We start from the raw sequence: 24,227 nt of genomic DNA on the forward strand, positions 1-24,227 counted from the left end.
GATTCTACTTCAGAGTTTTCTTACTTCTCTTTTGGTAAGAAATCCTTTATTACCATTGGCATCGATAATGCGAACATAGTTGTGATTTACGGCTGCAATTTTCAAGGTACTACCAATTGAAAGGGTGTCGGAAATACCGGCCGATCTTTTCATCTCATTCTTCAATAAGAGTTCATGCGCTAAACGAAACTCCTTACCAAGCAGTGCAGTATCAGGCTGCAATTTTTCTGGGCGCTGATACTCTTCTACTATAAATGAGTAAGGATCAATTGGTCCGTTATTGTAGATTCCAAAATGTAAATGAGGAGGAGTGTATCTGGCGTTTCCCGTATTGCCAACTGTTCCTATTGTATCGCCAGGACTTACTTTTTGATATCTTTTTACATTTTGATCCTGAAGGTGAGCGAAGTATAAGTGGTTTCCAGTTTTTCTGTCATGGAGCCAAACTACTTTGCCACCAATCCCTCTGGTACCTACAAATCTCACATCTGCTGCGACCGGAGCAATAATTGGTGTATGTCGCTTTGCGAAAATATCTACACCATGATGGTCTCGGCGACCGCCATCCCTGGGATCACCAAAAAAGCTTTGTATGGCTCGCTTATTCTTTCCAGCAACGGGAAAAGCTAAAGTTGGCACATTCTCTATGGTAATGGAATATTGACCTCCTCGTAAAAGTTCAGGTTGTAATCTCAATAAGTAGGAAGCGTCTTTTCTTGGGGAAAATGCCAGATCCAGAAGACTGTCGGCCGATGCGACATGTCTAAACTTATTTAATGAGTCATTTTCTACTCTAAATAAATCTACAAAAACACGCGTTGAGTCATCGGTGATTAAGTCGATGTTTACCAAAATCTTCTGTCCTCTTTTTACGTCAAATCGATATCCTAGTGCATCAGGTTTTAAATCTGATATTTCGAAGGCTTCTTGATATGGAAGGTTAACCCTGATTTGTTCATTGAAAGGACGTTCTGAGGCATCCATCCAATCTTTGCCTAAAGCTGAATTCAGAAGGTTAGCTTGCTTAAGTGAATACCAGTAGGCTTCATGATCATTTCTAGGATAAAACCTATCCGGAATAATTTCTTCTTGAGAACATCCTAAAAGTAAAATTGCACCCAGGATGGAGGCGAATAATTTTGATGACATACCTCATTTACGGAAAATAAACCGAGGTGTTAGTTATTTTCTAATTGCTCGCCGTATTTGTAGGTAATCTCTTCTGTTGGAATTCCTTTTTTATCAAAGTACTTCCAAACACCATGGCGTTTATTTCTAACATACATACCTGTATATTCAATCTGGCCATTTTTATGATAAGCTGTATATGCTCCTTGTAGTTTGTTGAGTTCGTAGTTTGCATCAACCTTTACATCGCCAGATGGATAGTATTCTTTAAATGGACCATATTTATTTCCAAATCGGTATTCTGTTTCAGTGCTAATCTTCCCTTTGAGGTATGTCACCTGGATGCCGTGCAATTTTCCTTTTTCGAACCTCTTAATGTCAATGGGGTTTCCTTTTTCATCCCACGATTTCCATGTGCCATGAGGTTGTTCATTCTCTAGTTCTTTCTCCGAAATACGCTGTCCTTTATCAGTATATTCTTTTATTGAGGCATTTTGACCCCCATTGGTAAACAGTGACACAAGTCTCGGTTCACCGTTTTTATGATAATCTACACTTTTCCCTACGCGGTATCCATCTTTGTATTTGTATTCACTTTTAGTATCGCCATTATCGAAATAGGCAAGAAAATCACCTTGAAGAGCTCCGTTAGCATAATTGCCTTTAGATCGGAGTTGCCCATTATCATAATACGTTTTTACGGATCCGGATCTGTCACCTTGTTGGTTTTCCACCTCCATTTCAAGATTACCTGATGGATAATAGGTTTTATACATGCCATTTAATAGACCTGATTGATAATTGGCTTCCAACTTCGTTTTTCCATTCTCATAAAACTGCCTGGTTAATCCATTTGGCTTTCCATCTTTATAGTTAACTTCTTCTTTTACATCTCCATTCGAGTAATAGGAAAGAACAGGGCCGTTTGGTTTTCCTTTTTCAAAAGATGTCGATCCCTTTAGGTTTCCATTTTCATCATACAATCGGACATTGCCCACCAAAGTGTCATTGTGGAACGTAGACTCTTGAATCACTTTGCCAGAAGCAGTAAAAACTTGAGTAAGCCCTTCTTTTAGATTTTTCCTGTAAACTGTTTGGCGCTGAACACTTCCATCGGGATAATAATTAAAGAAGATGCCTTCTTTTAGCCCTGATTCGAAATCACCTTTGACAATCACGTTTCCGACAAGATCATACATCTTGTATTCTCCATCAACCATGGCGCTGTCGTTGTTAAGTATTTGATACTCTTCTTTAAGCTGACCTTGATCGTAGTAGGTCTTTATTTGTTGTTGGGAATAGCTTTCTAAAAGCTGAAACAGCAGGATGGTTAGTAAAGTGATTCTCATAATCATAGTAACGATTCTAAGATTTATTTAGTACAAAGTAAATACACGGCGGTAATTTCGTCTTAGGATACATGAAAAATTAGAAAATGAATATACTAATCGTTGGTGTTGGATTAATTGGGGGGTCATTCACTTTATCATTAAAAAAAGAAAAAAGCCTTCGCTTTGGAGGGTTTGATAAAAATCAGGCGGCTATGCTAAAAGCAGAAGAGCTTGGGATTATAGATGAGGTTTTTGATTCAATAGATGATGCAATTAATTGGTCGGATGTAATTATTCTCGCCATCCCGGTTAAAGGAATCAAAATGATTCTTCCAACGATCTTAGATCAATTGAATCCTAATCAACTAATAGTAGATTTTGGCTCAACCAAAAAATCGATTTGCGATGCGGTAACTGGTCATAGAAATAGAAGTCAATTTATAGCTGCTCACCCAATTGCTGGTACGGAACACTCTGGGCCCGAGGCAGCATTAAGTGGATTGTTTAAAGGCAAGAACTTAATCCTTTGCGATACAGAAAAATCAGATGCTGAATTGCTTCGTTCTTTCGAAGATTTAGCTGTTAAGGCTGGGTTTTACCTTACTAAAATGAGTGCTTCGGAACATGATAGACACTTGGCATATATCTCGCATTTAAGTCACGTGACTTCATATGTTTTAAGTCAAACCGTACTTGATAAGGAAAAAAATGGAGAAGTAATATTAGACCTTGCTGGATCTGGATTTGAATCTACTGTTCGGCTAGCTAAAAGTTCGCCATCTATGTGGAGTACAATTTTTATTGAAAACAAAGAGATGGTTCTCAAAGGTATTGAAGCTTATAAAGAAGAACTTGGTAAGCTGGAGAATATGATAAAGTCAGAGTCAGAGTCAGATATTTTTGATTACCTGGAAGAGGGGAGAAGAATACGTAAGATTCTAAAATAAAAAAGCCTGGCATTGCCAGGCTTAATTGAGATTCTAAGAAAGGCGTTTAAACCTTTTCGATAACAATTGCAGAGGCACCACCTCCACCGTTGCAGATTCCTGCTGCACCAATTTTGCCACCTTTTTTATTCATTACGTTACATAGTGTTGTGATGATTCTTGCACCAGACGCACCTAGCGGGTGTCCCATTGCTACAGCACCACCAAATACATTTAACTTATCTGCGTCAAGTCCTAACTCTTGTTGATTTGCAAGTGCTACAGCAGAAAATGCTTCATTCACTTCCCAGAAATCAACGTCTGATTTCTCTACGCCTGCATGTGCCAGCGCTTTAGGTACAGCTAATGATGGAGCTGTCGTAAACCACATCGGATCTTGGGCTGCATCCGCAAAACCTTTGATTTTTGCTAACACAGTAAGACCTAATTCTTCTGCTTTCTCTTTACTTACCAACACAATCGCAGAAGCACCGTCATTGATAGTAGATGCATTTGCTGCAGTAACTGAACCATCTTTGTTGAATACTGGTCTTAGTGCCGGAATCTTGTCATAGTTTACATTTCTAAACTCTTCGTCCTCATCCATCACGATTGGATCCCCTTTTCTTTGAGGTATTTCAACCGGAACAATTTCATCTTTAAAATCACCAGCTTCTGTAGATGCAGCTACCTTTTTGTAAGAGTTAATAGCAAATTCATCTTGAGACTCTCGTGAGATATTCATTTCTTTCGCAGTGTTGTCTGCACAACTTCCCATTGGGAATTCATTGTATGCCTCCCAAAGACCATCATGCATTAGACCATCGATTAGTTGTCCATGTCCATACTTATATCCAAATCGAGCTTTTGGAACATAAAATGGAACATTTGACATACTTTCCATTCCACCTGCTACTACAACGTCATTTATTCCTAGCATCATTGACTGTGCCCCCAGCATCACAGATTTCATTCCTGATGAGCAAACTTTATTAACTGTTGTGCACGGAACGTTGTGACCTATACCAGCACCAATTGCAGCTTGTCTTGCAGGTGCCTGACCAAGATTGGCTGAAAGCACATTTCCCATGTAGACTTCATTTACCTGATCTGCGGATACACCAGATTTTTCTAAAGCTCCTTTGATTGCGATTGTGCCTAGTTGGGTGGCTGAAAATCCTGCTAGCTTTCCACCAAAACTTCCAATTGGGGTGCGAACTGCTGATGCTATGTAAACTTCTTGCATGTTATTAAAATGGGTTTAATGGGTTTTGTGATATAATCAAAAAAAAGTCCCGAAGGTTCATTTCGGGACGCAAAGATCGTAAAATCATGTGTGAAAAGATAATGTTCGAAAGAAATCAATTTTACCAGTCTGGCTTACCGCTAGGTGGCCTCTTGGTCGGTTTTCTTCTTTGATGTTGCAAGTACTTAATCTCACTCTGTCTCATTGCCTCTAAAAGCTGCCTGGCCTTTTCTTCGCTGATACCCATCTCTTCGAGCTTTTCTTGGGTCATTTGTTCTTGAGACTTTTCTTGGTCTTCCTGGTTTTCTTGATCTTGATTTTGTTGTTCTTGGTTCTGCTCTTGTTCTTGCTGCTCCTGATCGTCTTGCTTTTTATCGTCCTGCTCTCCTTGACTATTGGACTGATTGTTTTCTTTGTCCTGTTCTTGTTCTTCTTCAGAAAGTAAAGCTTCTTTCAGCCTCTCTAGATTTGGATCGTTGGGATGTTTAATTAGTCCATCATCTAATGTTGACAGTGCTTTTTCCTTGGATCCATCGATATATTGATTAGCAGCTTTATTAAAGTAATCAACAGGTCTTTGGGCTGACGTCAGTAATGGCGTTACTAATAAAATTACGATTAGAAGTCTCATGTTCCTCACGATATAATCTTTTTTAATTTCTCGATATATTTCTCATAAGCTTTTACGGTTCTATCATTAGAATATGCTTCAATCATAGTATCATAAGCATCTTTGAATTTTCCCTGATATCTAAGTTCATCCGCTCGCTTTTTCATTGCTTTAGCATATTCAGATGGAATAATATCTTCTTCATTTTCAGAATCTCCATCTTGATTTTGTTGATCTTGGTTGTCTTGTTGTCTTTGATTTTCCAGTAATTTTTTTACTACCTCATAATTATATCTTGCATCATTATTATTATTATCTGCTTTTATGGAGGACTTGAGTAGTTGTAGGGATTCTTCCAATTTTCCAGCCTCTTTACTGATTATTCCCATTTGTTGCATTGCTATGGACTTAAGTTCTTTATTCTCTGAATTCGAAAGTTTTCCGTAGTTTATAACAGCTCCCGCGGTATCACCTAAATGATAATGAGCATGGGCAAGGTTTAACTTCACAGCTGGATCTTCGATACCTAAAGAATCACTTAAAAGAGTGTACTTGGAAATTGCTAGCTCATAATCTTTGGCTAAAAAAGCAGTTTCTGCTTCTTTTTTTAGCGCATTGATTTTTGCAATCTCTTTAGGATCGTTTATTAGAAGTGCTAATATGACAACCAGGAATGTTCTCATAGTTTAATCAGTTTAACGCTGAACAATACATCTATAACCATCAAAAATAATGCGAGACCTAGAAAGTAGTAATACCTGTTTTGGGTTGCATCTACTTGCTTTGAATCTCTCATTTCTCCCTCTACTCGATTGATGGCACTAATCAAACGTGATACGTCGTTTCTGGATTCATTGATCTCAAAATATTCTCCGCCGGTATTTTCTGCCAGATCCTCCAGTGACCTTGAATTGAGCTGAGAAATAACATCATTTCCGCTCCTATCCGTTTTAAATCCGTTTCTCGTTGGAATTTTACTTCCTTGCTTTGTGCCAACGCCCAGTGTAAATAAAGTTATTCCTTCAGATTCAAGCTCTTCTGCGATTTCATCCGTATTCTCTCCAAAATCTTCGCCATCACTTATAAGTATGGTGATTTTTGATTTTGATTGAGTGATCACCGTGTCATCAACAATTAACTTTTCAGTTGCCATCTCAAGAGGTGGTCCAAAATCCGTACCGTAGTTTGGGACCATATCTGTATTTAGCGTCTGGATGAAAAGGTTCAGGGCATTGTTATCGTAAGTAAGCGGACACTGCATGTATGCCTCGCTGCTAAACATAATTAGTCCAATGCGATCTGAATTAAACGCTTCAACGATATTTCTTAATTCAAATTTGACTTTGGCCAATCTTGAGGGTTGAACATCCACCGCATTCATAGACTGACTTAGATCGATGCATATAAAAATGTCCTTACCTACAGTTTTAACTTCTCTGGACGCATCTCCAAAACTTGGACCTAATAAAGCTGTAACAATAAGTCCGAAATAGACTGTTCGCAACACGGTCTTTATTACAACTCTGACGGCTGGAAGATCCAGTCTTCGTGTAGTAACAATCACTCGCCAAACATAGGCTATGTAGAGAAGGAGGAAAGCTCCTGCTATTATTATCTCAAAAGTGCCTATTGTATTGACCCATTTCATGCATGCAGCATTTTTAATTTATCAGTCGGCAAATCTAACAGAAGGAATGGATCAGGGAAGATAGATTTCTATGGATTAACATTTTTTAGGAAGAACGGCACTTCTTTAAGGGGAATGACGTATGCCTTCATCTGCGATTAGTAAAGCCGTGTCTTCATTATTATGGTATTGCCCTGCTTGCTGTCACACTCACATATGATGTCCTGATACTTCAAATAGCTTGGAGTATAGAGATTCAGATCCACGACATAAGTGGCGTCCTCTTTTGTAAGCAGCTTTACATCCGGGTGTAAGGGATCGAAGAAATTGTCCTCAATGAGCTTGCCTATATAAAACTTTGATTCTTTGCATTCTTCTGAAGTCGACAAGCTGAAAGAGTTGCGAAGTTTTGTAGCGATAATCTTATTTTCAGGCTTTTGAGTGCCATCTTTTAAAAATTCTTTTGAGCCGATACCAGGTTTGCCATATCCGTACATAATCTCGGCCTTAAGTTGTCCGGAAGTATAGTAGATCTGCCTTGGTCCGTGGAGCACATCATTTTTATAGGTGGTTGCAGCGTACAATTTCCCATTTTGGTAATACTTCTTAGATACTCCTTCACGCTTCCCTTGATTGTATGGCATTGCCAATAAGACCGTCTTGCCATCATTATGGTAGAGGTAGGAGGTGCCATGCTTAATGCCATTGTCATAATTGACAACCGTTTTTAGACGCTTATCCTTTGTGTATTGTTTGATCTCTCCATGTCGCAACTTTCTCTCTTTTGTGACTGGCTGATCATCTTGACTCCAAATTTTATGAACGTCTAGATATGTACTTATTACGCCGAAGATGCTAAGTATTACTAGAGCGATTAGGATTTGTGTTTTGTTCATGTTGATGAATGTTGGTGAGGAAGTTACAAGTATTTGTAGTGATTTCTTATTTCAACTTTACCAAAGGTTGTTGATATATATGTTTTTTTAAAAAGTAATAACCCAATACACATACAATTTCAACTAGTATTAGTAATAGTGGTATTCCAATTATTGTTGATGATAAAAATTGTTTTTTAAGTAGCAACCATTCTTCAAGCAAAAACCCTGCGAAGATTATGACAAAAGCAAATGGGATTATAAAGTAGAGAAGAAATATGAGGATTCTCTTTGGACTCTTAATTGAGCAATAGGCCGTATAAAGTGGTGGAATTGTGAAGAGCCAAATTGCAAGATTAGTGACCCAAAAGGAAAGAGTGTTTTCATTTCCGAAAAGAATAGAAGCAGCGTATTGTTCGTCATTCATTCCCATCAAAGCAAATAGTATTCTGTTGACGGGGAAGTTTGCAAATATCAGTGCAAAACCTAGCTGTTTGGATTGAATGCTCTCTTGCTTCAATTGATATCTGCCAATCCATAAAAGTAGGAAAGTGAAGAGTGGTCCTATATATGTTGGGACAAGCCAGTATGGATTGGATTCGCATCCAGCACATAGCTGAAACGAATTAAAGGTCTTGAATCCAAAACAGCCACAGACAATAGCTCCTGAAAAGTGATGTGCAAATTCGTGAGTGGTACCACATAGAATAGTAAGACAAGTAAAAGGGACTAAGTATTTTGTTATTTGGAGAGCTCTCATAAGTTCAAACATTTAATTGAGCCATTCGACAAGAGCTTAAAAAGTAAGGTTGCATGCTGACCTTACTGTCGGTGGATATTTGGGTTGCTGAGAGGTTAAATCATAGCCTTTGAAAATTTGAATTATAATTTCTGATTTAGCTTGTCAGATTTTCAAACTAAATTTTATATTTGCGTTCCTTTTTCAGGAAGCCCGGAGAGGTGGGTGAGTGGCTGAAACCACATGTTTGCTAAACATGCGTGCGAGAAATCGTACCGGGGGTTCGAATCCCCCTCTCTCCGCACAATGAAATTTGGTTGCATAGCTCAACTGGATAGAGCAGCTGCCTTCTAAGCAGCAGGTTCGGGGTTCGAGTCCCTGTGCAATCACGATCTAAACCCGCTTTATCGCGGGTTTTTTCGTTTCTGATTATCAGTAATCTAAGCCAAAGAAATAACTAAGCCTTCTAAGCAGCAGGTTCGGGCCGGGCGGACGTTTCCGTTCGAGTCCCTGTGCAATCACGATCTAAACCCGCTTTATCGCGGGTTTTTTCGTTTCTGATTATCAGTAATCTAAGCCAAAGAAATAACTAAGCCTTCTAAGCAGCAGGTTCGGGCCGGGCGGACGTTTCCGTTCGAGTCCCTGTGCAATCACGATCTAAACCCGCTTTATCGCGGGTTTTTTCGTTTCTGATTATCAGTAATCTAAGCCAAAGAAATAACTAAGCCTTCTAAGCAGCAGGTTCGGGCCGGGCGGACGTTTCCGTTCGAGTCCCTGTGCAATCACGATCTAAACCCGCTTTATCGCGGGTTTTTTCGTTTCAGAGTGTCAGTAATCTAAGCATAAGAGAAACTAGGCCTTCTAATCAGCAGGTTCGGGCCGGGCGGACGTTTCCGTTCGAGTCCCTGTGCAATCACGATCTAAACCCGCTTTTTAGCGGGTTTTTTAGTTTCTGACTATCAGTAATGTAAGCATAAGAGAAAACTAGGCCTTCTAATCAGCAGGTTCGGGCCGGGCGGACGTTTCCGTTCGAGTCCCTGTGCAATCACGATCTAAACCCGCTTTATCGCGGGTTTTTTCGTTTCAGAGTGTCAGTAATCTAAGCATATGAGAAACTAGGCCTTCTAATCAGCAGGTTCGGGCCGGGCGGACGTTTCCGTTCGAGTCCCTGTGCAATCACTTTTATACAATTCAGTCTTAGGTGTAATTGCTGTATTTATTGGTTAATTCAATGCGATGATCTAGGCCATTATAGCCACCATTGATCCTTTTGGTAAGTTTTTTAATGGTTTCTTCAGTTAGATCAGTGCAAATCGAAAACAAATTGTTGACGTTGAAAAAGTGGATTGCACTTTCAAATGCATAATCTGTTTCGACAAGATCAGGATTAGAGATAAAGTCAACGTTCTGGTTCTCTGCTAACTTTTCATAATTGTTTTTTCCTGTCAATTGAATGGCCCCTCGTCCTTTATACTTCCAGCCATCTCCACTTTGTTCATCACCATTGCCCATTCGATTGGCGTAGACTCTATTTGCTATTTTTTCAGGATTTCTGGCATACTCGGTTACATTTCCTTCATTGAAATATTTACCAAATACCTTTAGCAAACCATCAGCTGAATAATTCAGGTTTTCTTTAAACACCTTAAATCCTGCTGTTTCATGAGAACATTGTGCAAAAAAATGCACAGCTTCAATATCTGAAATATTTAAATATTCCCTTCCTTTTCTAAAGGTCATAGGACCAAAATCCCCATCTGGGCTGGTGCCAATTTTCTTTTGAAATGTTTCAAGCGGATTCATAGATTTTAAGATTAGTGAGTATAGGTAAGTTAACAATAAGTTATTTGCCATTAAATAAATCATGAATCATAGCTGGAATACTTTTGGCTTTACCTCTTAATTCTTAAAGCTCTTCTCTTTGTCAAACTCTTCAATGGTTGGAATGACCTCTTCAGTAGATTCACCTTTTCCGGTAAGACTTGTAGTGTACTTCCATTGATCGCCATAAATAGATTCATATATGATGTCTATTCTAATTTGATCTGAATTTTCATAAAAGACCTGAGCCAATTGTAGATTCTCTTTTAGACTCAAGATTCTTAGGTTTTCACCCTGACGAATAATATTCTTACTAATTCTGGAATTGGTTACATAGGTTGGTATACTATCATTCATTTCAAAAGCATCAAACAAATTCCACCAGGTGGTAATCTGTTCATCTTTATAAAGTAATCTCACATCTTTAATAATTGCCGGGCCAACACCTGCATTGGTTACTCTAATCTGATAGTTATTTATACTTTGGTCTTCAACGCTGTGAGATTTACCAACTCCCAATCCAATCCTAGACATACAGAAGCCTTCGCTTGTTCATGCATTAAGGCGCGCTGCTCAGACATGATTGTTGTTTGACGGATCGATACAAAAAGCGCGCAAATACTGATGAGCGCTACACCAAATGCAATGATGTATTCTGGATTTCGAAGTGGATTTTTATTTTGAAGACCTTCCATGTAGATCGTTATTTCGAGCAATGATATTAAAGAATAAAATAAAGAAAATTCGAATTTAGATTGTATTCCAAATCATGATGCTGGCAATTAGGATATTGGCTGCCATTTGAAATTCAAAAAGCTTCTGATTTGGTTTTATTATGAGAATAATTCCAATACTAATATTGATAAAACTAGGTATTTCAAATGTCCATGAATGTTCTGATATAAGTAAGTTCCTTATGGTTATGTCAAGTCCGTAAATAGTTGTCGCGATCATGCAAGGTCTTAAACGTTTCAACATAAATACTTTAAGATCATTCCCTTTCATTTTGGTTGGAAATAACAAAAGCGTAAGTATGTAAAAGACAGCAGGAGCAAGTACAATATATAAAATGAAGGTAGCTGTATTTACGACTCCATTGAAATGCTCCATTGACTGGAATCTGAAATATCTATCAACAACAAGGATGAAGGTGATGATTGTAAATGCACTGTGAGCCCAATAAAGTCTAATGGAATCCCAATTGGAAAACATTCTATACCAACCCGATAGCAATTGAGTGACTATTGCAGCATAGATAATGGATTCAAAGACATGATAGTATTCCTGAGTAGACATAACCTTATGATTTAAAGGATACTCAATTTATTACAGATTTGCCTCCTTTTCCAGAAGCATCAATATATGTGCAGCAGACCATGAAAAATGATTGGCATTTAAACCTTCGCCTGTGGTTGGATGATAATTTTCTCTAATTGGAACTCCTTTTTGTGAGAGACCTTGCGCATTATTAAAAAGTTTTTCCACCAATTCTATGTACTCCTTTTCAAAACCATATTTATCCATTCCATCAAGGGCAAAGTAGGCTTGATCTAACCATACTGGCCCACGCCAATACCCATTCAGAGGATCAAATTTTGGATGATCTGCAGATAAGGTTGGAAATGGAACGAAAGTATTGAAGTGATTGTCATCGGTTATTTTGTTAACAACCAATTTAGCTTGTTCCATTGTGGCTAGTTCTGTCCAAAGTGCTGTCCATGCCTCAGGGCCATAAACATCAATATGCTGCGATTTATCTGTGCTAATGTCAAAGAAATATCCGTGATCACTATCGAAAAAATGATTTTGGATTTTGATTTTTAACGCATCAGCATCTTTAATGAATTGAGACGCTATATCATCATTTTCTAAAGCATATTGTAGGTATGCTATTTGTGTTTTTTCGAAATATAGATATGCGTTTAAGTCAATTGATTCTTGATTCAGAGACCAAGCCGATTGGTTTACTTGAATAATTTTTGCGTCATCAAACCTAACCGCATTATCCATTCCACTTTCCCATCCTGCGGCAACAAGTGAGCCGTCGGTAGAACCATATTCGCAAACTCCATTGTTGTTATGATCCCTGTTTCTGTACCACCAACTATGATATTTCATAAGCTTGGGCAATAGCTGTTCCACAAATGCGGTATCTCGTGTACTATCGAATACTTTACGAATAGCCCATCCAGAAAGAGGAGGTTTTGTATCTCTCCAGTTGTGTTTTTCTAAGAGTGTATCCCTATAAACTACATCTGCGATCATTCCATGCTCATCTTGAAAGTGATACATGGTTCGGATTTGATTTTTGGCTAGTTCGGGTTCAAAATTGACCAACGCGACCGCATGTTTCCAGGAATCCCAGGACCAAAATCCATGAAACCACTCATAGTCATATGAGGGAAATAAACCTTCATAAGCCAATTCGCCAATTGGTGATCTCCAATTATTAACCAGAGTTTGTAGACATTTAGAAGCTAATATTTGTTTTGAAGGTGATAATTGTTTGTACCGATTATGATATTCTGACCACCTTTTATTGTTGTTAGTAAATAGCCTATTTAAGTCTTTTGTATCCGTTTTTATTAAAATCTCATCTTTAAATCTGTGCGAGATATTCACATACAAAGTGGTTTGCGATTCTCCATTTAGATTTATCTCTTTCTGTAAGTTTAAAACGCTTCCGGATAGATCTTTCACGATCAGTTCAGCATTAACCAAATCATAAACCAATACATTTGAGGATATTGAATCTGGAGTTGGAGTGGTCCAATTAAGGGTATAAGTTTTTGATTGTGAACTAAGATTTTTAATCTCCAAGGCTAAATATGCATTTTGATGGTCTGCAAAAATTGATTTGAATATGATTTGCGATTCATCGGAGTTTAACTCTTGGACAAGGCTTCCCGGATAATAGTGATTTATCGGTTTCACTTCCTTGCCATTTATTAAAATTGTTCCTGTTAGTACTTTGTCGCGAAAGTCATATCCATTGCTGTCTGATAGGATACGTGGTGCAGATAACCCCCAGCTATTTTCATTTAATGATATTCCAAACCATGCTCCCTTGTCAAAAAGAAAATCGGTTAAAGTACTATCCTGAGATTGTAGAATAGCTGATGGTTTTAACAGAGACTGGCTATTGGCATTTTCATCTATGCAGCCGGTATTCAACACACATATAAGAAGTAGTAAGTAGGGGGTACGCATCGATTCAACTTACTAGATAAACTTTAGCATCTTCCTCATTATCAAATAGTTTCATTTTACCTCCAATCATAACATTATAGGCATTGATGACAACTCGCTTGGAAGTAGGTACTCCTACAATGGCAACTTTTGAAGGTATGTGTCCTATTTCTTTACCTATCTGACGCATTTGTGTTCTAAACCTTGCGGATGCATTGGTACCAGAAACATTTACAAGTCTGAGGTGAGGTTTATTTAAGGCAAGCACTTTTTCTCTCATTTGATTAATTGTATCAATCATCTCATCATCTCCAAGATTTCGATAATCGATATAAAGAATTTCTTTGCCTTGGTGGTTAATAGTAGCTATCATACTTAAAAATAACTACTTGATGGATTTTATAAATAACTGAATAATGATAATGTTATAAAACGTTACTTTTAAACTCAATCAAAGAGAGAAATACTATGAACACTTATCAAATAATTGCTCTGTTTCTAGTTTCTTCACTGGCTCTGTACATATATGCCAGAACAGCTATTCGTGGTTTGAAAGGAAAACTATGAATCCGATAGAAGCTTAATCTATCAATAGAATTTTCTCGCGGACTTCCGAATTTCCCCATTGTATTTGAAGAAAGTAAATGCCTGCATCAAAATTAGCCGTTTGAATTTCGAGGCTATTTCCATGCATTCCACTTGCAAGAATTTGTCCACTACTATTAATCAATCTCACTTCTTTAATGTCAAATATTGATTGTATTCGAATGGGGCCGGACTTATCATGCTTATAAGAAAATTGATATAAGTCTGCTCCAAGCGATTGCTCAACTCGTATTGTCGAATGATACTCAGAAGAGCCATCAAAATCTACTTGGAGTAATCTGTAGTAGCCCTCTTTCCAAGGATTTTGATCGACGAATTCATAATTTTTTATACTGTTGGTGGTACCATGACCAACTACTCGTCCGATGGTTGTGAAATTGACACCATCCCAGCTTCTTTGAATATCAAAATATTGATTGTTTATCTCTGTGGCTGTTGACCATTCTAATGTAACGTTTGAGGCTGTTGCTTTGCCAGTAAAGCTTATTAAATCTACAGGGAGCAGTCCTCCATCATCAGTATATGTACCACCACCGGATGTATTTATGTAATCACCGATGACTCCAGATTCAGGTGAAGATGTTGTGCTCACAATAGAACCACCGGTAATATTTATTTCTGTTGTACCTGTGGCACCAGCAGGAGTAGAGGTACATACTCTTAATATGCCACTACCACTTGTGTTATCAAGAGACCCACCGCTCATATTGATTGAGCCACCTGCGCACAGATTTAGATCATCACCAGTTGCATTGGATCCACTTTGAATATTTAAAGATGAATTATTTCGAATGATATAATCATCTGTAAGACTTAAGTCTGCTTGTAATGTTAAGGATGCTCCATCTTGGATAAATACATCTGTAGGTGAAAAGGATGAATTTACGGTAATTATTGGTGCATTGGTATATAGATCTCCGTCTATAGTTATTGCTCCTCCAGTGGGTAACGTATTGCCGGACCAATTATTTGGATTTTCCCAGTTAGAATCAACATCTCCTTCCCATACTGCTCCTGAAGAACCCTGGTTACAGCTCTCACATTGCGCAGCACTCGCTAAACTGATAAATATTAATATGCCGGCGGAAACATATTTCATATTCATTTTGTGTGCTAATAGGTATTATCAAAGATCAATAGATTCTAGGAATAATACAAATAGCAGCCTTTAGGCTGATGGAACGTTGCTGTATTAGTGCTTTTGCCTAGTGAACTATTGGTATACTTACACAATCCCGTTTCTAATAAGTTGGTCACCTTTGTTTAGTCTTGTGTATTAAGATTTATCGACTATCTTTTTATTTTAAAACCTTAGTATAAATGCTGTCGCCATTACAAAAACAAAAAATATCGCACTATTTCCATGTTGTTCTTGATCAAGATCGAAACGGCGTATTAGAAGCAAATGACTTTATGGAAATTGGGGAATCATTATGTCTTCTATGGACGTACAAACCGGGCACTGAGGAGTATAAAAAGGTGATTCACAGGAGTGTGCAGAGTTGGAAGATGTTTCAAAAATATTTCGAGCGGCAAGGTGGTGTCGCGAATGAGGAACATTTTCTAGAATTCATGGACAATATGCTTAGAAAGGGGAATGAGCAAATTTATAAGAGCTGGGTTATCCATATGATAAGCTCAATCTTCGATTCATTTGATGTAAATAATGATGGAGTTATTTCAGTAAATGAATACTCGGATATGTTCATGTGTTATCACATTCCGATCAAACATTCTGCAAAGGCATTTATAAAATTGGATCGCGATGGTGACGATTATATCACTAAGAAAGAACTCATGCATGCCGTAGATGAGTTTTTCAGGTCAAATAATGAAAAGTCACCTGGTAATTGGCTTTTTGGTTTCTGGGCAGATAGAGATTAAAAAACAAAACCCCACCAAATGGCAGGGTTCACGCACCTATTCCTATTTCTAACCTAGTGGCTCACCGCTACGCCACGTTTAGCTGGTTGATATAGGTTTGACACTTTTCTTTAGATCCTATGTAAAGGATCTTTAAATTCTTTTTAACAACCCATTCTCCCGAATCTGTCTTACTGAGTTTAACAGCGTCTTTCTTAGCGAGTAGATTAAATATAAAGCTCATGGTAGTAGTTTGTTGATAATTATGAATCAAATATCTATACAAATACTACCATAATATATTGGGATTGTACCATAAAAAAGGGTAGTTATATTGACTACCCTTTATAAATATTTAACTAATAAATTGTATTATTCATCGATGATTTTGTGGTGTTTATTTGCTCATGTAGTCTAAAGTAAGACCCATCATTGATCTCATTCCTAATTTCATACCACTATCATCAACATAGAAATCTGGCGTATGATGCCCAGCTACTTTAGTATGATCCATCTCTGGAGGACACCCACCGATGAAAAAGTATAAACCTGGGACTTGCTCTTGAAAAAAGGAAAAATCCTCTGCTCCAGTTATTGGTTTGATTATTTGTACATTTTGCTTACCAGCCGCTCTTTGTAAGGTTGGCAGCATTTGATTATAAAGTGAAGTTTCATTGTATGTCACTGGATATCCCTCGTCGATCCATATATCAATATCAGCATTGTTTGATTCTGCTGTTTTTGTTGCTACCTCTCTAATTCTTTGTAGAATTTGTGCTCTCATGTCAGTATCCAATGTTCGGATAGTCCCGAGCATGTACAAGTCTTCTGGTATTATGTTAGATCTCACACCACCATGAATCGCACCAATTGTAATAACTGCTGGAGCTTCGGTAAGCTTCATATTTCTGCTTACTACTGACTGCAAGTTATTGATGATTTGAGCTGCAGTAACAACAGGATCAATACCATCCCAAGGTGCAGATCCATGAGCTTGCTTTCCTTTAATATCAATTCTCATTGAATTAACAGCAGCCATTATACCCTCTGGTCTAACCTTAAGTTTGCCTACTGGGGTTTGCGCATTAATATGAAGTCCAAAGATCGCATCTACATCTGGATTCTTTAAAACACCTTCTTTTACCATTAATTTAGCTCCGCCTTCTTCACCTTGAGGCGCTCCTTCTTCAGCTGGTTGGAAAATAAATTTCACAGTTCCAGGAACTTCATCCTTTATTTCCCAAAGCATTTTTGCTACACCCAACAGAATGCTAGTATGAGTATCATGTCCACACGCATGCATGACTGGAACCATTTCGCCATTATACTCTCCCATTTGCTCAGAAGCCCATGGCAGTTCTACACGCTCTTTTACTGGAAGTCCATCAATATCTGCACGGAGCCCAACGACCGGGCCGGGTTTTCCTCCTTTCAATACTGCTACAACACCCGTTTTAGCGACTCCTGTTTGCGGTTCATATCCGATTTCTTTTAGGATTTGAGCTATTCGTTTAGATGTCTCGAATTCACGATTACTCAGTTCGGCGTTTTTATGAAACCAATGACGCCATTCTATTACGTCTTTTTCCGTTTTTGCTACTAATTTGTCAATTTGACTATCAAATTTTTGAGCTATTGTAACTGTTGAAAAACCAGCTAGAAGTATGCTTAAAAGTATTTTTTTCATTTTTTTAATGGTCTATTCTTCAAAAATGATATCGTTCGTTTCTAGCTTTAATTTAGAGAAAAAACTTTTGGGAGAATATCCAGTGATTCTTTTACACTCTTTTGAAAAATGAGATTGATCATAAAATCCGAACGATAAAGCCTCTATCAATTTATTTGCATCGCTTTTTTTCAGATGCGATGTAGTACTTTCGAATCGAACGACATTCCATAGCTCTTTAGGTGAAAGTCTGAATTTCGTTTTTGTAAATCTCTCTAAGGTTTTGCTCGACATGTTCATATGGTCCGCTAGCTTAGCAACCTTAAATTCACTGTTTAATTGATTTTCAATAAAATCTAATAATTTAAGAATTTCAAGATTTGAGGTAGCGTTTGAAAGACTATTGGCAAGAACTGAATCTATAAGTTTTGAATCGAATGAAGGTTTATTGATATCTACTGAATTAATTATCAACTGTTGATCTGATTCAGCGATGAGTTCATTAATAGTTCGAGCTTGCCATTGAGTTAAAAGGTTTTCGAACAAAGAGAGAGAAAGGATCTTTAGATTGAGCTTGATATTTAAACAAACTAATCTGTTAGGAATTTTGATTAAAGTAACCTTATTGCCAGCTGGCAAGAATCCACTTTGACCACTTGGTTGAAATAAGTTGGTGTTTTCTTCAAACCGCTGGAAACTACCCTCCATATTCAGGTAACACTCCATTTTCCCATTTGGAATGGTCTTCAAAAAGGCTGACTCATCTATGATAAATAGTTGATAGCGATCGATATAAGTCGAAACCAATGCTTCTCTTGGATGATCTTCAATAAGAATCAAAATGTCTGATTTTTACAATGAATTAATCTGTCTTGCAAAATAGGTTTGTACTAAAATTAAAAGGTTAATATGAAAAGACTCGGACTACTAATTATTGCGATTTGCTTTTTTTGCATTGCAAATGCACAAACCACCCTGGAAATTAATGGGGCAACAGGCAAAAGTTATACGCTCAAAACAGAGGAAGGAAACATCTATTATGAGGTATTTGGTGAAGGGGAGCCATTACTGATACTTCATGGAAATGGAGGATCTACTGTGGGGAAACATCACCTCGTACCTGCACTAATGAAGGATTATCAAGTTATATTAATGGATAGCAGGTGTCATGGAAATAGCTTTTGCCCAGACACTGAATTAGACTATTATGATATGGCTGAAGATGTCTTTCTTCTGATGGATAAGTTGGGCCATGAGAAATACTCTTTGTGGGGGCATAGCGATGGAGGAATATTAAGTTTGATTCTTGGATTTAAGCATACTGAAAAGATTGATCGAATCGTAGTTTCTGGAGCTAATGCAAGATTGTCAGGCCTGAAGCCAGAACTTATCAAATTGATGGAGAATTACAATGAACTCCCAGATCCAATGCTTCGAAGGCATGTAGGATTAATGATGAATCAAAAGGAAATAGCTATTGATGATTTAAAGAAAATTGATGTGCCTGTTTTATTGATTGTTGGAGACAGAGATGCTGTTTTACTTGAGCATACATTAGAAATGTTTCAAGCGTTGCCACAATCTAACTTGTGTGTCTTGCCAGGAGCATCACATTTTGTTGATCATGAGCAGCCTGATCAAATCATATATCGAATTAAAAATTTCAAGAAGCCATTTAAAGCACCTTCGACAATAAAAATCGCAGAGCAAATGGCTAAACAATTCTATTCTGATAATTAATTACAGTTCATCCTAGAAATACTACAGTTCGGTAGAACGAATTAGATAGAAGGTGTCCTCATGATCACTTTTGGCTTATGATAAAAGTCAAAAGCATGAGGATATTTCTATTATTAACACTATCGGTGGTGCTGTTTAGGACTAATGCACAGCATACCATCTCTGGAACTATCAAGGAGAAAACGGGTGAGCCACTTCTTGGTGTAAATGTCTATTTGAAAGGTACATATGATGGGGCTACAACGGATGTTGAAGGTAAATTCTCCTTTGAAACATATGAAACAGATAGCTTAGTTCTCGTTGCTTCCTTTATAGGATTTCGAGATGTCAACCTTCCTTTAGAACCCAAAAGTCAAGAACTCAGCATAAGCTTAAAGGAGGAGATAAGCGTATTAAATGCAGTGGTAATTACTGCTGGCTCTTTCAATGCTTCAGATGAGAGCAAGAGAGAGGTTATGAAACCACTTGATATCGTAACCACAGCAGGAGCTACTGCAGATATTCCAGGAGCTTTAAACACTTTGCCAGGTACACAAACGGTAGGGGAGACAGGACGCCTTTTTGTTCGCGGTGGTGATGGGCGAGAGACCAAGACATTTATTGATGGTATGTTGGTTCACAGCGAATACGGACCCTCTGCACCAAATACTCCTAGCAGAAGTAGATTCTCTCCATTCATGTTTAAAGGGATGAGCTTTTCAACGGGGGGATACTCTGCCGAATATGGCCAAGCCCTTTCCTCAGCATTAATCTTACAATCTAAAGATGTAGCTGAAAACAACCGAACAGATATTTCAATTATGTCGGTAGGAGGCGATGTATCTACCACTCGTTCTTTCGAGAATAGTTCTTTTGCTGGCAAGATTCAATACACCAATCTTCGTCCGTATTTTGAGCTTGCTCCTCAAAATTTAAGCTGGGATAAAGCACCTGAAGGTCTGGATGGAAATTTTGCGTATCGTGCTAAGACCAGTAAAACCGGACTACTTAAACTATATGCCAACCTAAGTACGTCGAAAATGGAACTGTTTGAGTCTGAAGTTGGAAATTCAGACATATTGCTTCCTGTTTCAGTAACTAACGATTATATACATCTCAATTCATCCTACCGTGAATTAATCAGCGAAAAATGGGGAATTAGAGGTGGGACTTCTTTCACCCAGAGTAATGATTTTGCGTCTCTTGGCGAGAGAAGTAGGTCTCGTGACTTGCAAGGCGGACACATAAAATTTGTTACGGATTACCAGCATTCTGACCGACTATCAGTACTTATAGGTAGCGAATTGATTCAAAGAAATGTTGACCAAGAGTTAGTAGATGAGCTTGGCGACTTGACACAGTCGTTCGACGAAACCTTATCGGCAACATTTCTGGAAACTGAAATATTCGCTTCTTCGGCACTTGCATTTAAAGGCGGAGTTCGAATGGAAAGCAACAGCTTAAATGATGAGCTGACAGTGGTTCCTCGATTTTCGGCAGCTTATAAAACAGGAGAGTTTAGTCAGGTGTCATTAGCCTATGGCCAATTCAATCAGTTGGCTCAAACTCAGGTGATTCTAACTAATCAAAACGTTAATTCAGAAAAGGCTCAACACTATATAGCTAATTACCAATGGATTAAGGATGGGCAAAGCTTTAGAATAGAAACCTACAATAAGCAGTACGATGATTTGATCACCTATTCTAATCCGCTAGATGGTGCTTCTTTTGAGAGTGATGGGAATGGCTTTGCCAGAGGTTTTGACCTTTTCTGGAGAGATAACAAAACCTTCGAGAATATGGATTACTGGGTGAGCTATTCGTTCCTTAAAACCGAGCGTGAGTATATAGATTTTCCAGGATCTTTTACTCCGTCTTTTGCTTCAACCCACAACTTCTCATTTGTCATGAAGAAATTCATCAATGACATTAAGAGTCAAGTCGGAGTAACATATTCATTTGCTTCCGGAAGAACTTACAATGATTTAAATAGTGATGAATTCTTAAGCGGAAGAACTCCTGCATATCACGATCTAAGCTTCAACATTAGCTACTTATATAGTAACCAAGTCATTGTCCATGCCATGGTCAACAATGTGCTGGGTATAAATAATATCTATGGTTATGAATTTTCGGAGCAGCCAAACGACGCTGGGGTATATGCAAGACGAGCTATTACACCGCCTGCTAAACGATTCATTTTCCTGGGTGTGTTCATAACACTCTCTAAAAACAAAGGCATTAATCAATTACCAAATCTTTAATTCAAAAACTATATCAATTATGAAAAAGAATCTAATACTAATGATCGGTGTATTTCTAGCAACTGTAGCGCTAGCCAATGGACAATTTGAAAAGGCCATGGGCAAGAACATTCCTGCAATGTTTTCTGCTAAAACACCAGAGGAAATGCAGGACGTACTGAATCAATTAAATCGAATAGGTGAGGCGGAAGGAGACCGATGGGAACCATATTACTACGTAGCTTTTGGTTACTTGCGCATGAGTGAGATGTTTGAGACTGCTGAAGACAAAGACAAATACCTGGATCTAGCACTTGCTGCAGTAGCAAAAGGAGAAGAAATTAAGCCCAATGATTCAGAACTTGAAGCAATGCGAGGATATGTAAATATGATAAAGTTAACGGTTGATCCTGCGAGCAGAGGCATGACTTACAGTGGACTAGCGTTTCAATCATTTCAAAAGGCCATTGCTTTAGATCCAAATAACCCTAGAGCTCAATTCTTATTAGGAAGAATGCAGTATGGTACGGCTCAGTTTATGGGGAGTGGTACAGATGAGGCTTGCGGAAGCTTGTTCAAAGCATTGATACTTTTTGATAAAGAAGAAAAATCGGATAATCCGTTTGCACCAACTTGGGGTAAGGGAGCAACTGAAGAAGCAATAAAACAACTTTGCGAAAAGGATAATTAAGAAATCAAAAGCGGCTAAGGCCGCTTTTTTTATTCTTCCTCAAATTCTAAGCTGAACGTAGTTAATTCGTTGAGTAATTGCATTTCATCTTTAATCCCCTTTCGAATAGAGTAGATTAAAATAATTGCAATAAGTACATAGGAGCTATCCATTAGTATTACCTGATTCAAGGTTAGATGTTCACTGAACTCGGGAGTTAAAATATAAAATCCGATAGTGTATACGATTAAAATCGAGATTGTAATTGGCCCGTGGATCTTCTTTCGGTATGCATAAAATTTCACTGTTTCAAGATTTGTCTTGGCAGCTGTTTCACTAAGATCTATCTTCTTTGATTTAAAAACGCTGAAGCATTCTATCGTGATCCGAATCAAAAGACCACCAATCATCATTGCAACTCCAATTTGACTTAGTAGCTGTTTGAATGGTGTTATGTAGTAAAAGAATGATGAGATCATAATCACCGTAAGTGTTAAGATAAGAATGTTGGCATAGTGGGAATAAACAACACTTTTCATCTTCTTATTCGCTGAGGCTATTATTTCGGAGGTATTTAATTCCATTGGTTCAGAGCTAGTTTTAGCCTTATCCCACTGGCCTTTAAGTTCATTTATTGGATCGCTCATTTTTCTAATATTTTCTTAAGTTGTTTTTTTATTCGATGAATTTTCACTCGGAGATTTCCTTCGTTAATCCCTATTACTTTCGCTATCTCCTCATATTCTAGTTCATCTAGTACCATCATAATAATCAGACGATCAAGTTCTCCTAGTTGACCTATTGCTAAATAGAGTTCTTGGTTGGTATCCGATCTATCTTCTTCCACTGGAAGTTGTGGTTGAGTATCGATATCTACTTGGTGTTTCTGTCTGTTATCTCGGATGTATTTCAAACATGTGTTTACTGTAATTCTATAAATCCATGTTTTATAGCTTGAAGCTCCCTTGAATTTATCCAGCGATCTCCATGCATTGATAAAAGATTCTTGAGTCAAGTCGTTTGCTAAATCAACATCACCCTTCATAAACCCCATACACATCTGATTTACCATTGAGTGGTAATCAGTGTGTAGGGATTCAAATAGCTGGGTGTTATTGTGCATTCTTTTTTAAGTAAGAATTGATTTGAGCATAAAGCCACTCTGGTTGATCAAACATGATAAAATGTTTACTGCCGTCAGCAAGCTCAATGGTTTTGTTGGCCAAGTTTACATACTGTTTTTCAAATGTTTGCTGAGACATTTCTCGACTCGGAAAAGTAGCACCGAGGATCAATGTTTTTGTAGTAATATCCTTCAGCATTGGTCTTTGATCAAGTTTTAAAAGATCTGTATAGCCGTAAACATAGGTTTCTCTATCCGCTTCTATGGACCAACTGGCTAATAGCTCAATTTTATCTTCTTGATTCGTCATATTGCGGGCCATTGTAAGCGCAACATTTCTAAAAGCGTCTGCAGGCATTTTCAGCATTTGGTTGTTATACGGACTGTCGTACTGTAGTGAACTCGCTGGCACACCAGGCATCATCAGGTCTCTCATACATGGCAAAGATTCTACTAATATTAAACCAGATAATTCATTGGTAAATTCGATCGCAAGGTCGGTGGCCAAGTTGCCACCCATACTATGACCAATGATGGTAAGGTTCGTCATATTTTCTTTTCTGATGTAGTCTATGAGTTCTTCTTTAATCGGAGCATACCACGGAGTGCCAATTGGATCTATTCCATTAAATCCCGCATATGAAATAGCATGTGTTTCGTAAGATCCTTCAAGATTTTTGATGGTTTGATCCCACACGGAACCAGGAGTAGTAAAGCCTGGGAGAAGAATTATGGGATTGCCCTGACCACTCTTTTCAACTGTGAATGCAGACTGGGCGTTTGTATGTTTTACAATTACTAAAATGCTTAGAAGGAGTAATATCTTTTTCATGATCTGTGTGTTA

At 38.0% G+C, this 24,227-nt stretch carries 26 protein-coding genes and 2 tRNA genes; 7 read left to right on the top strand and 21 right to left on the bottom strand.

The window, feature by feature from the left end:
* Positions 1-9: 9 nt before the first annotated feature.
* Positions 10-1,149 carry a M23 family metallopeptidase gene (locus ACY650_RS15270; RefSeq protein ID WP_462248604.1) on the bottom strand — a complete coding sequence of 380 codons (1,140 nt, stop codon included), beginning with the start codon at positions 1,147-1,149 and terminating at the stop codon, positions 10-12.
* Between the two features lie 29 nt (positions 1,150-1,178).
* Positions 1,179-2,477: a toxin-antitoxin system YwqK family antitoxin gene (locus ACY650_RS15275; protein ID WP_462248606.1), complete on the bottom strand. Its 1,299-nt coding sequence runs from the start codon at positions 2,475-2,477 to the stop codon at positions 1,179-1,181.
* Between the two features lie 86 nt (positions 2,478-2,563).
* On the opposite strand from ACY650_RS15275, the gene ACY650_RS15280 reads away from it, so the two are divergent.
* Positions 2,564-3,406 carry a prephenate dehydrogenase gene (locus ACY650_RS15280; RefSeq protein WP_462248608.1) on the top strand — a complete coding sequence of 281 codons (843 nt, stop codon included), beginning with the start codon at positions 2,564-2,566 and terminating at the stop codon, positions 3,404-3,406.
* Between the two features lie 46 nt (positions 3,407-3,452).
* Here ACY650_RS15280 and ACY650_RS15285 read toward each other — a convergent pair whose 3' ends face one another.
* The 6 genes from ACY650_RS15285 to ACY650_RS15310 form a co-directional block, all read right to left on the bottom strand.
* On the bottom strand, positions 3,453-4,631 hold the full coding sequence (locus ACY650_RS15285) for an acetyl-CoA C-acyltransferase (RefSeq protein WP_462248610.1): 1,179 nt from the start codon (positions 4,629-4,631) through the stop codon (positions 3,453-3,455).
* Positions 4,632-4,752: 121 nt separating this feature from the next.
* Positions 4,753-5,262: a hypothetical protein gene (locus ACY650_RS15290; RefSeq protein ID WP_462248612.1), complete on the bottom strand. Its 510-nt coding sequence runs from the start codon at positions 5,260-5,262 to the stop codon at positions 4,753-4,755.
* A 5-nt stretch (positions 5,263-5,267) separates the two neighbouring features.
* Positions 5,268-5,924 carry a hypothetical protein gene (locus ACY650_RS15295; protein WP_462248614.1) on the bottom strand — a complete coding sequence of 219 codons (657 nt, stop codon included), beginning with the start codon at positions 5,922-5,924 and terminating at the stop codon, positions 5,268-5,270.
* Positions 5,921-6,889, bottom strand: coding sequence for a vWA domain-containing protein (locus ACY650_RS15300; RefSeq protein WP_462248616.1), 969 nt, complete (start codon positions 6,887-6,889; stop codon positions 5,921-5,923). Before ACY650_RS15300 ends, ACY650_RS15295 begins: the two co-directional genes overlap by 4 nt.
* Positions 6,890-7,026: 137 nt before the next feature.
* Positions 7,027-7,764: a toxin-antitoxin system YwqK family antitoxin gene (locus ACY650_RS15305; protein WP_462248618.1), complete on the bottom strand. Its 738-nt coding sequence runs from the start codon at positions 7,762-7,764 to the stop codon at positions 7,027-7,029.
* A gap of 46 nt (positions 7,765-7,810) precedes the next feature.
* Positions 7,811-8,503, bottom strand: coding sequence for a hypothetical protein (locus ACY650_RS15310; protein ID WP_462248620.1), 693 nt, complete (start codon positions 8,501-8,503; stop codon positions 7,811-7,813).
* A 194-nt stretch (positions 8,504-8,697) separates the two neighbouring features.
* Between ACY650_RS15310 and ACY650_RS15315 the strand changes: the two genes are divergently transcribed.
* Together ACY650_RS15315 and ACY650_RS15320 are read left to right on the top strand one after the other, a co-directional pair.
* Positions 8,698-8,784 (top strand) — tRNA-Ser (locus ACY650_RS15315).
* A gap of 13 nt (positions 8,785-8,797) precedes the next feature.
* Positions 8,798-8,871 (top strand) — tRNA-Arg (locus ACY650_RS15320).
* Positions 8,872-9,679: 808 nt separating this feature from the next.
* Here ACY650_RS15320 and ACY650_RS15325 read toward each other — a convergent pair.
* From ACY650_RS15325 to ACY650_RS15355, 7 genes are all read right to left on the bottom strand, one after another.
* Positions 9,680-10,285 (bottom strand): glycoside hydrolase family 19 protein, encoded by a 606-nt coding sequence (locus tag ACY650_RS15325; RefSeq protein WP_462248622.1) that lies wholly within the window; start codon positions 10,283-10,285, stop codon positions 9,680-9,682.
* A 96-nt stretch (positions 10,286-10,381) separates the two neighbouring features.
* A complete protein-coding gene (locus tag ACY650_RS15330; protein WP_462248624.1) occupies positions 10,382-10,837 on the bottom strand; it encodes a hypothetical protein in 456 nt (151 codons plus the stop codon).
* On the bottom strand, positions 10,780-10,998 hold the full coding sequence (locus ACY650_RS15335) for a hypothetical protein (protein ID WP_462248626.1): 219 nt from the start codon (positions 10,996-10,998) through the stop codon (positions 10,780-10,782). The genes ACY650_RS15330 and ACY650_RS15335 overlap by 58 nt, the downstream gene beginning before the upstream one ends.
* Positions 10,999-11,053: 55 nt before the next feature.
* Positions 11,054-11,599 carry a hypothetical protein gene (locus ACY650_RS15340; RefSeq protein WP_462248628.1) on the bottom strand — a complete coding sequence of 182 codons (546 nt, stop codon included), beginning with the start codon at positions 11,597-11,599 and terminating at the stop codon, positions 11,054-11,056.
* Between the two features lie 30 nt (positions 11,600-11,629).
* Entirely contained in the window at positions 11,630-13,513 is a 1,884-nt protein-coding gene (locus tag ACY650_RS15345; RefSeq protein ID WP_462248630.1) for an MGH1-like glycoside hydrolase domain-containing protein, read from the bottom strand.
* A 4-nt stretch (positions 13,514-13,517) separates the two neighbouring features.
* Entirely contained in the window at positions 13,518-13,865 is a 348-nt protein-coding gene (locus ACY650_RS15350; RefSeq protein ID WP_462248632.1) for a hypothetical protein, read from the bottom strand.
* 207 nt (positions 13,866-14,072) lie between these two features.
* A complete protein-coding gene (locus ACY650_RS15355) occupies positions 14,073-15,197 on the bottom strand; it encodes a T9SS type A sorting domain-containing protein (protein WP_462248634.1) in 1,125 nt (374 codons plus the stop codon).
* Positions 15,198-15,418: 221 nt separating this feature from the next.
* Between ACY650_RS15355 and ACY650_RS15360 the strand changes: the two genes are divergently transcribed.
* Positions 15,419-15,982, top strand: coding sequence for an EF-hand domain-containing protein (locus ACY650_RS15360; protein ID WP_462248635.1), 564 nt, complete (start codon positions 15,419-15,421; stop codon positions 15,980-15,982).
* 67 nt (positions 15,983-16,049) lie between these two features.
* On the opposite strand, the gene ACY650_RS15365 is transcribed toward ACY650_RS15360, so the two are convergent.
* The 3 genes from ACY650_RS15365 to ACY650_RS15375 form a co-directional block, all read right to left on the bottom strand.
* Positions 16,050-16,205, bottom strand: coding sequence for a hypothetical protein (locus tag ACY650_RS15365; protein WP_462248637.1), 156 nt, complete (start codon positions 16,203-16,205; stop codon positions 16,050-16,052).
* Positions 16,206-16,358: 153 nt separating this feature from the next.
* Positions 16,359-17,648 (bottom strand): amidohydrolase, encoded by a 1,290-nt coding sequence (locus tag ACY650_RS15370; RefSeq protein ID WP_462248639.1) that lies wholly within the window; start codon positions 17,646-17,648, stop codon positions 16,359-16,361.
* Between the two features lie 12 nt (positions 17,649-17,660).
* A complete protein-coding gene (locus tag ACY650_RS15375) occupies positions 17,661-18,467 on the bottom strand; it encodes a helix-turn-helix domain-containing protein (protein WP_462248641.1) in 807 nt (268 codons plus the stop codon).
* Between the two features lie 69 nt (positions 18,468-18,536).
* On the opposite strand from ACY650_RS15375, the gene ACY650_RS15380 reads away from it, so the two are divergent.
* The 3 genes from ACY650_RS15380 (at position 18,537) to ACY650_RS15390 (ending at position 22,280) form a co-directional block, all read left to right on the top strand.
* Positions 18,537-19,367, top strand: coding sequence for an alpha/beta fold hydrolase (locus tag ACY650_RS15380; RefSeq protein WP_462248643.1), 831 nt, complete (start codon positions 18,537-18,539; stop codon positions 19,365-19,367).
* Positions 19,368-19,462: 95 nt separating this feature from the next.
* Positions 19,463-21,610 (top strand): TonB-dependent receptor, encoded by a 2,148-nt coding sequence (locus ACY650_RS15385; RefSeq protein ID WP_462248645.1) that lies wholly within the window; start codon positions 19,463-19,465, stop codon positions 21,608-21,610.
* A 19-nt stretch (positions 21,611-21,629) separates the two neighbouring features.
* Positions 21,630-22,280 carry a tetratricopeptide repeat protein gene (locus ACY650_RS15390; protein ID WP_462248647.1) on the top strand — a complete coding sequence of 217 codons (651 nt, stop codon included), beginning with the start codon at positions 21,630-21,632 and terminating at the stop codon, positions 22,278-22,280.
* Positions 22,281-22,309: 29 nt separating this feature from the next.
* Here ACY650_RS15390 and ACY650_RS15395 read toward each other — a convergent pair whose 3' ends face one another.
* From ACY650_RS15395 to ACY650_RS15405, 3 genes are read right to left on the bottom strand one after another with little or no spacing between them, the layout of a single operon-like run.
* Positions 22,310-22,906: a hypothetical protein gene (locus ACY650_RS15395; protein ID WP_462248649.1), complete on the bottom strand. Its 597-nt coding sequence runs from the start codon at positions 22,904-22,906 to the stop codon at positions 22,310-22,312.
* Complete coding sequence (locus ACY650_RS15400; RefSeq protein ID WP_462248651.1) at positions 22,903-23,382, bottom strand: RNA polymerase sigma factor; 480 nt, start codon at positions 23,380-23,382, stop codon at positions 22,903-22,905. The genes ACY650_RS15395 and ACY650_RS15400 overlap by 4 nt, the downstream gene beginning before the upstream one ends.
* Positions 23,372-24,214 (bottom strand): alpha/beta fold hydrolase, encoded by an 843-nt coding sequence (locus ACY650_RS15405; protein ID WP_462248653.1) that lies wholly within the window; start codon positions 24,212-24,214, stop codon positions 23,372-23,374. The genes ACY650_RS15400 and ACY650_RS15405 overlap by 11 nt, the downstream gene beginning before the upstream one ends.
* Positions 24,215-24,227 lie beyond the last annotated feature (13 nt).

It is taken from the genome of Ekhidna sp. (assembly GCF_963691765.1).
Lineage (GTDB): Bacteria > Bacteroidota > Bacteroidia > Cytophagales > Cyclobacteriaceae > Ekhidna.